Annotated in this window: 8 protein-coding genes and 3 pseudogenes; 6 read left to right on the top strand and 5 right to left on the bottom strand. The window is 72.8% G+C overall.

Annotated elements, in window-relative coordinates; genetic code table 11:
- The first annotated feature begins 212 nt into the window (after positions 1–212).
- Positions 213–1,226: a DUF3048 domain-containing protein gene (locus ACZ562_RS01710; protein ID WP_471173046.1), complete on the top strand. Its 1,014-nt coding sequence runs from the start codon at positions 213–215 to the stop codon at positions 1,224–1,226.
- 35 nt (positions 1,227–1,261) lie between these two features.
- On the opposite strand, the pseudogene ACZ562_RS01715 reads toward ACZ562_RS01710, so the two are convergent.
- A pseudogene (locus tag ACZ562_RS01715) lies at positions 1,262–1,491 on the bottom strand (MarR family winged helix-turn-helix transcriptional regulator); the annotation flags it as partial.
- Between ACZ562_RS01715 and ACZ562_RS01720 the strand changes: the two are divergent.
- Both ACZ562_RS01720 and ACZ562_RS01725 read left to right on the top strand, forming a co-directional pair.
- Positions 1,491–1,699: pseudogene (locus tag ACZ562_RS01720) on the top strand (carboxymuconolactone decarboxylase family protein); the annotation flags it as partial. The pseudogenes ACZ562_RS01715 and ACZ562_RS01720 overlap by 1 nt on opposite strands.
- Positions 1,700–1,770: 71 nt before the next feature.
- Positions 1,771–2,562 (top strand): SDR family NAD(P)-dependent oxidoreductase, encoded by a 792-nt coding sequence (locus tag ACZ562_RS01725; RefSeq protein ID WP_471173049.1) that lies wholly within the window; start codon positions 1,771–1,773, stop codon positions 2,560–2,562.
- 141 nt (positions 2,563–2,703) lie between these two features.
- Here the strand turns inward: ACZ562_RS01725 and ACZ562_RS01730 are convergent, their stop codons facing one another.
- A complete protein-coding gene (locus tag ACZ562_RS01730; RefSeq protein WP_471173053.1) occupies positions 2,704–5,385 on the bottom strand; it encodes an ATP-binding protein in 2,682 nt (893 codons plus the stop codon).
- Between the two features lie 296 nt (positions 5,386–5,681).
- Between ACZ562_RS01730 and ACZ562_RS01735 the strand changes: the two genes are divergently transcribed.
- Positions 5,682–6,728 (top strand): DUF2510 domain-containing protein, encoded by a 1,047-nt coding sequence (locus ACZ562_RS01735; RefSeq protein ID WP_471173055.1) that lies wholly within the window; start codon positions 5,682–5,684, stop codon positions 6,726–6,728.
- Positions 6,729–6,871: 143 nt separating this feature from the next.
- On the opposite strand, the gene ACZ562_RS01740 is transcribed toward ACZ562_RS01735, so the two are convergent.
- Positions 6,872–7,483: a TetR/AcrR family transcriptional regulator gene (locus ACZ562_RS01740; RefSeq protein ID WP_471173058.1), complete on the bottom strand. Its 612-nt coding sequence runs from the start codon at positions 7,481–7,483 to the stop codon at positions 6,872–6,874.
- 277 nt (positions 7,484–7,760) lie between these two features.
- On the opposite strand from ACZ562_RS01740, the gene ACZ562_RS01745 reads away from it, so the two are divergent.
- Positions 7,761–8,558 (top strand): phosphatase PAP2 family protein, encoded by a 798-nt coding sequence (locus ACZ562_RS01745; protein ID WP_471173061.1) that lies wholly within the window; start codon positions 7,761–7,763, stop codon positions 8,556–8,558.
- Complete coding sequence (locus tag ACZ562_RS01750) at positions 8,555–9,523, top strand: DMT family protein (RefSeq protein WP_471173063.1); 969 nt, start codon at positions 8,555–8,557, stop codon at positions 9,521–9,523. Before ACZ562_RS01745 ends, ACZ562_RS01750 begins: the two co-directional genes overlap by 4 nt.
- A 97-nt stretch (positions 9,524–9,620) precedes the next feature.
- On the opposite strand, the gene ACZ562_RS01755 is transcribed toward ACZ562_RS01750, so the two are convergent.
- Together ACZ562_RS01755 and ACZ562_RS01760 are read right to left on the bottom strand one after the other, a co-directional pair.
- The gene (locus ACZ562_RS01755) at positions 9,621–10,439 is read right to left on the bottom strand and encodes an LURP-one-related family protein (RefSeq protein ID WP_471173068.1); all 819 of its coding nucleotides are present in this window, start codon (positions 10,437–10,439) and stop codon (positions 9,621–9,623) included.
- Positions 10,440–10,517: 78 nt separating this feature from the next.
- Positions 10,518–10,818, bottom strand: a pseudogene (locus ACZ562_RS01760) (phospholipase domain-containing protein); the annotation flags it as partial.
- Between the last annotated feature and the right edge of the window lie 3 nt (positions 10,819–10,821).

Below are 10,821 nucleotides of genomic sequence, written 5' to 3' on the forward strand. Positions count from 1 at the left end.
TTTCCCTTCTTTCTTTCTCTCCTCTTTTCTTCTTTTTTCGTTTCCCCTTTCCCCCCCCCCCCCCCCCCCCCCCCCCCCCCCCCCCGCGCCGAACCGCGAGGAGGAGGTCTGATCAGCGTAGTGAACGAGCCCAATCAGAACCGAGCGGGTATGTCCATGGATGAACTTAGTACCGCACAATCGAAGACACGGGATGTGGTGCCACGGTGAGCATGGGACGGAACGCGCGCAGACCGCGCGCCGCGACGACACTGGCGCTGCTGGCCGCCACGGCTGCGGTGTCCGTCGCGGCAGGCTGCACAGGAGGGCCCGGCCCGGTCGACGACGGGCGCGGCCGGCTGCGGACGCCGGCCCCGAGCCACAGTGAGACCGGAACCGGCACCCCAAGCAGCGCGCCCAGTGCCACCCCGAGCGGCTCGGTGCTCGCCGTGAAGATCGACAACGCGCGCGCGGCCCGTCCCCATACGGGCCTCGACTCCGCGGACGTCGTGTACGCGGAGCAGGTCGAGGGCGGGCTGAGCCGGCTCATGGCGGTGTACGCGACCAGGTTCCCGAAGGCGGTCGGGCCGGTGCGCAGCGCACGCGAGTCCGACCTGGAGCTGCTGCGCCAGTTCAACGAGCCGACGCTGGCGTTCTCCGGGGCGCAGCACAAACTGCTGCCGCTGATCGACCAGGCACCCCTGCGCGCGGAGCCGCCGGGCGAGGCGTCCGACGCCTACTTCCGCGGCACGGACAAACCCTCGCCGCACAACCTCTATCTGCTCCCGAACCGGCTGACACCCGCCGCGCCGGGCCCGGGCGCCCTGACGACCGGATTCCGCTACGGGGCCGCGCCCGCGGGCGGCAGGCCGGAGGCCTCGCGGACCGTCCGCTACCCGGCGGCCCGCTTCACCTTCACCTGGTCCGGGGGCCGCGACCGCTGGCTGGTGTCGATGGACGGGACACCGGCCGTGACCACGGCCGGGAAGCGGGTGGCCGCGGCGACGGTCGTCGTGCAGTACGTGAAGGTGCGCAAGTCCTCCTTCCACGACTTCCTCGGCAACAACACGCCGTACACGGAGACCGTCGGCTCGGGGAAGGCGAAGGTGCTGCGCGACGGGCGGGTGTACGACGCCGGCTGGTCGCGCGAACGGGCAACGGACGGAACGGAGTTCACAACCCGGGACGGCACCCCGCTGAACTTCGCGAAGGGCCAGGTGTGGGTGGTCTTCGCGAAGAAGCCCTGACAGGGTCCCGCGGGACGGCGGCGCCGGGCCTGGGTTCAGCGCTGGGTGACGAGGGGTTCCGCCGGATCGCGGTGCCCCTCGGCCGCGTCCGAGACACGCCGGATGTGGTCGAGGAACTGCCTCTGCTCCGCGGCCGGGAGCGGGCCGGGAAGACCGGGTTCCTGCGGGCCGTGCGCACGGTCAGCTTGCGGTGAGTGCGCGTCCCCTCGTCCGTGAGGCGCAGCAGGAAGCGGTGGCCGCGCGACTGACGACTCGCGTCGAGCATCCGCCCGTGAGCGCAGCATGATCACCCTGACCGCACTGGTCGCGCACGGCCGCTGCGACGAGCTGGCCGTGCACGTGCGGGCGGCTCGGCGCAACGGGCTCAAGCCGGGGGAGATCGGCGCCGCACTGCCGCGGACGGCCGTGTAATGCGGGGTCCCGGCGGCGAATCGGTGTTCGCGATGGCCCAGCGGGTACCGGCGGAAGAAGAAGGGTGGCCCTGCCCGGTCGTGGCTTCAGCGGCAGCACTGACATGGCCGCGCCTCGTGCCTACGGTGGAGGCATGTCCACGATTCTGATCACCGGTGCCACCTCCGGCCTCGGCCGGTACGTCGCCTTCGAGCTGGTCCGCTCCGGTCACCTCGTGCTCGCGCACGGCCGCGACCAGGGGCGTACGGGGAGACTCGTCGACGAGCTGCGCACCGAAGGCGCGGCCGCGGGGTTCGTCGCCGATCTCGCCTCGCTCGCCGACGTGCGCGAGCTGGGCGCCCGGGTCGCGGAGGCGCACCCCGAGCTCGGCGTGCTGGTCAACAACGCGGGCGTGGGCTTCGGGCCGCGCGGCTCGGGGCGAGAGGTGAGCGCCGACGGGCACGAACTGCGGCTCGCGGTGAACTACTTGGCGCCGGTCGCGCTGACCAGGGTCCTGCTGCCCGTACTGCGCGCGAATCCGCCGGCGCGGATCGTCAACGTCGGCTCGGCCGGACAGGAACCCCTCGACTTCGACGACCCCGAACTCACCCGCGGCTACAGCGGAGTGTCGGCGTACTGCCGCAGCAAGCTCGCGCTCGCGGCCCACACCTTCGCCCTCTCAGAGGAGTTGCGGGGCACCGGCGTCGCGGTGAACGTGCTGCACCCGGCGACCTACATGGACACCACGATGGTCCGCGAGAACGGCATCACCCCCTGCAACACGGTCGCCGACGGCGCCCCGGGGGTGCTGGCCCTGGCCACGCGGGACCTGGGCTCGGGCGGCTACTTCGACGGCACGCGTCCCGCGCGGGCGCACGAGGCGGCGTACGACCCCGAGGTGCACAGGCGGCTGGCGGCGGTAACGGAGCAACTGCTGAACACCTGAGTCACCGCAGCCCGCGCTCCCCATCTTTCTGGAGGCGCCGTTCGCCTCCGGGGCGCTCCAGCCGGTGTCGAGACCGCGACCGTCCTCAGCCCTTCGGGCCTCCGCACGCTCACCGTCTCGACACGGGCGCGCCTTTTCGGCTCACCCTCCGGACGCCTGCAGCACCTCCCTTGCCTGGGCCACCAGGCCGTCCGCTCCGCAGGAACGCGCCAGCGCCAGGCCCCGGTTGAGTTCGGATGTGGAGCGGGCGGCGATGCCGTACTCGACCCGGGCCGCCGCGTGCTCGTACTGGCACGGCGAGGCCTCCAGATAGGCGACCGCCTGGGCGGCCAGCCGTACCGCGCGCTGGCCGGTCTCCAGGGCCGCGGCGCAGCGCAGGGCCTCGCCGATGGCCGTGTCGGTGCCGAAGCGCTCGGCGCGCCGGCGGGCGTCGGTGGCGAGCTGGGCGGCCCGCACGGGGTCCTCGGTGGCCAGGGCGCGGGCGAGGTCGACGGCCCAGGGGACGAGGACCGGGTTGTGATGGCCGCGGGCGGCCGCCGCCTTCTCCGCGGCCTCCAGTTCGTTGACGCCGTCCTTGGCGCGGCCCACGGCGAGCAGCAGCCGGCCGCGCACGGACCGCGGGTCGGGCAGCACGATGGTCGAGGGGTACGGCGGCGCGAAGCCGTACTGCTCGGCGATCGCCCAGGCCTCGTCGACGTGGCCGCGGGCGAGCAGCGTGTCGACGAGGTTGCAGGTCGCGGTCCAGTACAGGGGCAGGCCCCGGCCGACGCGCTCGGCCAGCCGCAGCGACTCGCGCAGCGACGTCTCCGCCTCCCTGAGCCGGCCGCGCCTGCGGTGGCCGAGGCCGACGTAGGCGTGGGCCAGGGCGAGATGGCCGCCGCTCCAGCCGGCCGACTCGTAGGTGCGCAGGCCTTCGTTGTAGAGGGCCTCGGCGCGGTCGAGCCGGTCGGTGTAGGCGTAGGCGGTGGCCAGCATCAGCAGGAGTTCGATGCCCCATTCGGTGTCGGTCCAGCCGAGTCCGGGCGCGAGACGGCCGTTGACGAGGGCGCGGTCGCACATTTCGACGACCTCCTCGGCGTTCTCGCCGTGGGTCACGGCGTCGAAGCCGCGCAGGATGAGCAGGGCGCGCTCGGAGTTGTCGCGGCCGGTGCAGGTGCGGGCGAGTTCGGCGAGGTTCTCGGAGCGGCCGGGTGAGGTGGATTCCTGGGCGTGGACGCCTTCCCACATGTAGTGCACGGCCTGAAGCCGCAGCTTCGCGGGCCCGGGTTCCTGCCTGGCGGCTTCCGCCTCGACGGTGCGGACGGCCTCCTCCAGCTGGTTGTTGTGGAGCAGGGCCTGGGAGAGGCGGACGACGGCGTCCACGCGCTCGTCGTCGTCGAGGCCGGGCCCGGCGAGCGCGGTCTGCAGATGGCCGATGGTCTTGGCGGGCGCGGTCAGCAGCGTGGCGCAGCCGAGTTCGTAGAGCACGCGCGCGTGGACCGCCGGATCGGGCGGTTCCAGCAGGGCGCGTTCGAGGCAGCGGCGGGCCGCGTCCGGGGCGCCGACGGCGAGGTGTTCGCGGGCGGCCTCGCGCAGCTGCTCCACGAGTTCCTCGTCGTCGTCCGGGTGGACCTGGAGCAGGTGGCGGGAGGCTGCCGCGGCGCCGCGCCCGGAGTCGGTGACGACCTGGGCGGCGATGCCGTGCATGGCGGTGCGCAGGGCGTCGGGGATGGAGTCGTAGACGGCGGTGGCGATCAGGGGGTGGACGAACTCCAGGTCGCCCTCGTCCGCCGGGCCGTTCGCGGGGTCGGGCGCGGTGAGGATGCGGGCGGCGCGCAGGAGTTCGGCACAGCGCACCGCGTCGTCGCGGCCCAGGGTGGCCAGGCGGGCCACCAGGCCGACCGAGATGCCGGTGCCGAGGATCGCGGCCGCCCAGGCGAACCGGGTGGCGTCGATGCCGAGTTCCTCCAGGCGGGCGACGAGTCCGCCGCCGCGGGCCGAGCGGTTCAGGTCGCGCAGTTCGGCCGCCGCCAGCTCGGTCGGCGTCAGCCCGCTGTCGCGCACCTTGGCGAGGAGTTCGACCGTCTCGTAAGGGTTGCCGCCGGTGACGGCCCAGACCTCGCGGCAGAAAGGGGCGTCGGCGTGCGCGCCCAGGGTGGCGCGGGTGAGCCCGGCGGTCGCGTCCGGGGTCAGGGCGCTCAGGGTGGCGACGGGGCGGTCCCCGGCGGCGGCGACCGCGTCGAGCAGCCGGGCGCTCTCGCCGGACACCTCACCGATCCGGCGGGCGACGACGACCAGGACGGACAGGTCGCCGATTCGTTCGGCGAAGGCGGCGAGCCAGCGCAGGGTCTCCTGGTCGGCCCAGTGGGCGTCGTCGACCAGCAGCACGAGCGGCCAGTCGCGCTTGGCCAGCCGGCGCACCGCGGCGACCAGGCCGTCGCACACACCCTGCGGGTCGGCCTGCCGCTCGCCGGGGTCCGCGATGCCGAGCGCGGGGCCGGCGATGTCGTACCAGTCGCCGAGGTACTCGCGGGCCTCCTCCGGCATCAGGGACACGAGCGCGGGCTGTAACAGCTGCCGTACCACGTTGAAGGGGACGGATCTGAGGGTCTCGCCGCCGCGGGCCGACCAGACCGTGCAGCCGCGCCGTTCGGCGATGCGGCGCGTCTCGGCCAGCAGCGCGGTCTTGCCGAAGCCCGCCTCGCCCCGGAGCACCAGCAGGCTGCCCGTGGAGGAGCGGTCCGCGCAGAGGGTCTCGACCGCCCGCTCCACGGCGGCGACTTCCTGGTCGCGCTCCCACAGGGAAGCAGCCGAGACGGCCGCCATGGGCCGTACCTCCGTCATCCCGCTACCTCCCCAAGTCGCCCGAATGACGTACAGACCTTGAGCGTAGCCGTCCCGCTGCCGAAGTGGAGGCCGGTCGGGGTACCTGTTGCCGTGACGGGTGACCGCGGGTTCGGGCGGTCGACGCCCCTTGCCCGCGACCAGCCCTCACCAAACTGACTGGCAGTCAAAAGTCGGGCAAGAGCAAGAGCGAACGGTACGACTCGCACCGAAGTGACCGAAACGAGCCGGTTCCGCCCCGGATTTGCCCCCTCCCCTCTCATCCCTCTTTCACCGAGGCCTCATACGGTGGGGGCATGACGCAGGTGACTCCTCCCGGGTGGTACCCCGACCCAGGGCAGACAAGTGACGGTCCCGCCGCCGAGCGCTGGTGGGACGGCAGGGCATGGACGGACCAGACCCGCCCCGCGGGATCGGCCGCCGTATGGGGTTCCCCGACGCAGCCGCCGGCTGCGGGGGCCTTCCCGGCCTACCCGGGGTACCCGGGGTACCCGGCGTATCCCGCCCCGCCGGTGGCGGGTTCACGGCGCGGTCTGCACACGGGCATAGCCGTCGCGGCGGCTGTCGCCGTGCTCGCCGCCATCGGTGTCGGCGTGTACGCGCTGTCCAGGGACGACGGCGGGGGCCGCAGCGCCGCCGACTCGCAGCAGGGACCGGGCGGCCAGGGCGGACCCGGCGGCCAGGACGGTTCCTCGGGAGGCCAGGGCGGACCCGACGGCGGCTCCGGCGGCTCGGGGGGTCCGGGCGGCCCGGGGGGTCCCGGCGGCTCCGGCGGTGCCTCCCCCTCCCCCGACCAGTCCGAAGCTCCGAAGATCGAGAGCGGTTCGGTGACCGACTCGGTCGACGGGATCAGCATCCCGATCCCGGACGGCTGGTACGGCCAGGAGTTCGCGGGGGGCGCGCAGGTCACGTCCGACGACTCCTACGACTGCCCCGGCGACACCTCCAAGAGGTGCACGAAGGGCGGCGCGTACTCGGCGCCCGCGCTGACAATCGGCACCAAGGGCAGCACGGCCGAGCAGGTCGCGAAGGCGGACATCGCGGCGAACGCCGAGCAGTCCTACGGCGGCACGACCTACGGTTCGATCACCTCGCACGACGTGCTGGCCTCCAAGGCCGTGACCGTGGCCGGACAGAAGGGCTATCTGGTCCGCTGGAAGGCGGTCACGAGCAAGGGCGCGGACGGCTACGTGCAGTCGCTCGCCTTCCCCTCGCCCGCGAACCCGCAGCAGATCACCGTGGTCCGCTTCGGTGTCGACGTCGGCGAGAAGCAGACCGTCATCGACGACATCACCAAGGGCATCAAGGTGTCGACGGGCGGCGGCAGCGGGCAGAACGTCTGATCCGCCGCGCCCGTCGGACGGCCGGGTGGGCTCCTCTCCGCTCAAGAGGAGCCCACCCGGCCGGGGGTGCGCGCCGCCCCCGTCCCCACGGTGCGGCGCGATCAGGTCACCGTCCAGTCATCCCGTGGACGGCGGCCTGGGTCTCAGGTGAGCCCGAGTGAGGGCAGGACCGCGGCCTCCACGAAGCGCAGGACGTAGTCCGAGTCGGCGTACTCCCCCTCCAGGACGGGGCGTACGCGCAGGATGCCGAACATCTGCGCCGGGACGTACTCCAGCGCCGGATGGTCGGCGGGGACCTCTCCCCGCTCGACACCGCGGCGGAGGACCTCCTTGAGCGCGGCGACCTCCGGGTCGACGAGCGCCTCGCGCAGGGCCTGCGCGAGTTCCCGGTCCTGGGTGACGGCGTGTCCGAGCGCCTCGATCAGCTTGGTGTCCTTGCCCGACCACTCGCCCGCGGCCCGCGCGGCCTGGCGCAGGTCCTCGGCGAGCGAGCCGGTGTCGATGCCGGCGAACGGCACCCGCCGGCTGGCACGCAGGGCGGCCGCGACGAACTGGGGCTTCGTCTTCCACTGCCGGTAGAGCGTGGACTTGCTGCAGCGGGTGCTGGCGGCGATGGCCTCCATCGTGAAGGAGTCGTATCCGCATTCGCGGATCTGTTCGAGCACGGCGTCGAAGAACTCCCGCTCACGCTCCGGCGTGATCTTGGAGCGGCGCGAGGCGGGGCACTCCGGTCCGTCCGCGGCCTGCGACGTCATGGGCTCTGCTCCTCGCTCTTCTCCGGTGACCAAGGACCGCTCTCCAGTGTGTCGTACGCCTGGCGAAGTGTGTCCCACGTCAATCGGTACGCCAGCGTACCGGTACCGAGCCGTATCGGTACACTACCGTATCGGTACCGAGTCGTTTCGGTACAGTGGAGTATCGGTACAGTGCCGTACCGGAACGCTCTCGTACCGATGAGTTTCACCAGCGCGACGAGTCACCAGCTCAGCCAGCACCACCCGCACGCACCACCGTCAGCGAAAGGGCCGGGGGATGAATGCCCGCACCGAGCCTGAACAAGCGCAGCCGGGCGCGACCGCGCGGCCGCCGCTCGTCCGTGAGCTCCTGCTCGTCGCAGGGCTCTTCCTCGTCTACAAGTCGGGCCGGCAACTGGTCACGGGCCACACCGGCGAGGCCTTCCGCAACGCGCACCGCGTATGGGACCTGGAAAGGGCCGTCCACCTTCCCGGCGAGGGCTCGGTGCAGTCGCTGCTGCTGCAGGGCGACACCTTCGCGCGCGTCGCGAACACCTATTACGCGACCGCCCACTTCCCGGCCACCGTGGCCTTTCTGGTCTGGCTCTACCTGCGGCGCCCGGCCCACTACGTGTGGGCCCGCCGGATCCTCGCCGCGATGACCGCCGCCGCCCTCGTGCTGCACCTCGCGTTCCCGCTGGCCCCGCCGCGCATGCTCGCCGCGACCGGCCTGCTGGACACCGCGCGCGTGTACGGCCCGTCCGTGTACGGCCCGCCGCAGACCGACCACCTCTCGAACCAGTTCGCCGCGATGCCCTCGCTGCACTTCGGCTGGGCCCTGATGGTGGCGCTCGGCCTCATCGCGGCCACCAGGTCCCGGTGGCGGCGGCTGTGGCTGCTGCATCCCCTGCTGACACTGCTGGTGATCGTCGGGACGGCGAACCACTACTGGCTCGACGCCATCGTGGCGACGGCCCTGCTCGGGCTCGCGCTCGCGGTGATCCACCTGCCGCACCGGACGGCCACGACGGCGGGACGGGCCCAGGAAGGGCTCGTCCCGGCCGGCGACCGCGTTCTCGTGGGGGCGGGCCGATGAACGCCACCCTCCTCACCGTCGCCCTGTCCCTCTGCTCCGCCGTCGCCTACGCGGCCGCGGCCGTCGCCCAGGAGCGGCTGGCCTCCCGCACCGCCGGCCCGGGCATCGTGCGGCTGCTCGGCAGCGGCGCGTGGTGGTGGTCGGTCGCGCTGAACTCGTCGGCCGCACTGCTGCACGTCGTGGCTCTCAGGTACGGCCCGCTCACCGTGGTCCAGCCGCTGGGTGCGCTCACCCTGGTCGCGGCGGTGCCGCTCGGCGCGCGGATCGCGGGGCGGAAGGTCAGCGCGACCGAGTGGCGGGGCACCGCGTACACCCTCGCGGGCCTTGCCGCGATCCTCGTGACGGCGTCCGGGTCCGCGCCCGACGCCGTGCTGAGCGTCCCTGAGGCGCTGGCGGTCGCCGGGGCGACGGCGGCGCTGATCGGCCTGCTGGCACGGCCGGGCGCGCGGCCCGGTCTGCGGCACGCGACGGCGTCCGGTTTCGCGTCCGGTGTCGCCTCGGCGCTCACTCAGACGGTGACGGTGGCCGCGACGGACCGGACGGGCCCGCTGCTCAGCGCACAGGTGATCGGGGTGGCGCTGCTGGTCGCGGCCTTCGCCGCGGGCGGACTGCTGCTGTCGCAGACGGCCTACCGGGGCGGACTCGGCGCGCCGCTCGCGGTGGTGACGCTGGCCAATCCGACGGCCGCCGCGGTGATCGGGCTCTCGCTGCTCGGCGAGCGGCTGCAGGGTGGCGCGGCGGGCGTGCTGCTCGCCCTGGCCGGAGCGGGGGTGGCGTCCTGGGGCGTGGTGCTGCTGTCGCGGGTGACACCCGCTCAGCTCGTCCGGAGCACCGACGGCCACGAGGAACATCCCGTGGCCGCCGTACTCGCGCTGGAGCCGGGATCGGCCTCGGCCGAACCGGCGTTGCTGCCCCGGCCCGCGGTTGCCCAGTACGCCGCCGGGACGCCCAAGTCCGTGGCGTGAACCCGACTTTCACACCGGCCCTCACGCCGGCCCCCACACCGGCCCCCACGCCACCTTTCACGCCGCCGTTCACGCGCCGTTCACGCCGCCCGAGAGGTCAGCCGAGCCCTCGCGAGTCCTGCTTGAGGGCCGTGTCGACGGTCAGCGCCGTCGCCACCACGAGGCTCAGCAGCGGCTCGGGCAGCTGGTAGTGGATCTGCAGGACGTAGTTGTCCGCGGTCGTGAACATCGTCTTGGCGAGGCCCTCCCAGGTCTTGGTGATCCGGGCGACCTCGTTGTCCGCGTGGTCGACGATCGCGAAGTTCCACGCCCGCCAGTTCTCCGCCTTGATCGCACCGACCTGCTGGCCGTTCACGTTCATGGCGAAGTTGATCTTGCCGATCACGTTCTGCTGGACGATCTCACCGACCGGCTGACCGTCCGGACGCGCCACGATCACCCGCGACTTGAGGAACTTCGCGGGCCGCGTCAGCAGCAACTGCGGCTGGCCGTAGGCGTCCCGGATCTCCAGCTTGTGCGTGAGGAACTGGTCGATGCTGGCGAGGAAGCGCACCACCTTGCGCAGCGCGCTCTGGCCGACCTGGACGACCGAGCCGATCTGGTTGCCGGCCTGATCCATGACCTTGTACTCGTTGGTCAGCTCGATCAGCTTGGCCTTCTGGTTCACCACCAGAACCGGCTCGGTGAACAGGGTTCCGCCGCCGCGGCCGCTCGGCGCGACCCCGGCCTGCTGCTGCACCTGACGCTGAACGCGCGCGTCCGGGGCGGCCGCCTGCTGCTGCGGCACCTGCGGGGCGCCCTGCTGCTGATTGTCGGTGTGCTCGGTCCACTGCACGCCGTCCCAGTAACGGAGCGTCTGGGGCGCCCCGTGCGGATCGGGGTACCAGCCTGCAGGTGTGTTCGATTGCGTGGTCACCGGGGCACACTACCCCGAGCCCACCGGCACCTGGCCAGCCCCCGCGATACCGCGTTCATCAGCCCTTTACTCCGCCTTTCACCCGGTGATGAGGGCCGGGTCGCTCACCCCCGGACGCCCGTTCTCGACATGTCCGGCGAATCGCCGCAGACGCCGGGTCGGCGTCCGACGTGACCGTCAGGTCGTACCGGCGCCGGCTCGCCGCGAGGCCGACGGTGCGCTTGACGGTGGCACCGGCCCGCACCGCGACGGCCGAGGGGCGGCCGCCGTATCCGCTCGTGACCTTCAACCGGACCGTCCCCGAGCCGTTGTTGGTGAAGGTCAGCTCGATGTCGTCGCCGCAGTGCCGAGCGGTGACCTCGGGTCCGGCGGTGCGGCCGGC

This window comes from Streptomyces sp. NPDC040410, from assembly GCF_055595715.1.

Bases quoted from the DNA above. Each gene is read 5' to 3' on its own strand.
- ACZ562_RS01710 (WP_471173046.1), top strand. From the start codon at position 213: ATGGGACGGAACGCGCGCAGACCGCGCGCCGCGACGACACTGGCGCTG.
- ACZ562_RS01725 (WP_471173049.1), top strand. From the start codon at position 1,771: ATGTCCACGATTCTGATCACCGGTGCCACCTCCGGCCTCGGCCGGTAC.
- ACZ562_RS01730 (WP_471173053.1), bottom strand. From the start codon at position 5,385: ATGACGGAGGTACGGCCCATGGCGGCCGTCTCGGCTGCTTCCCTGTGG.
- ACZ562_RS01735 (WP_471173055.1), top strand. From the start codon at position 5,682: ATGACGCAGGTGACTCCTCCCGGGTGGTACCCCGACCCAGGGCAGACA.
- ACZ562_RS01740 (WP_471173058.1), bottom strand. From the start codon at position 7,483: ATGACGTCGCAGGCCGCGGACGGACCGGAGTGCCCCGCCTCGCGCCGC.
- ACZ562_RS01745 (WP_471173061.1), top strand. From the start codon at position 7,761: ATGAATGCCCGCACCGAGCCTGAACAAGCGCAGCCGGGCGCGACCGCG.
- ACZ562_RS01750 (WP_471173063.1), top strand. From the start codon at position 8,555: ATGAACGCCACCCTCCTCACCGTCGCCCTGTCCCTCTGCTCCGCCGTC.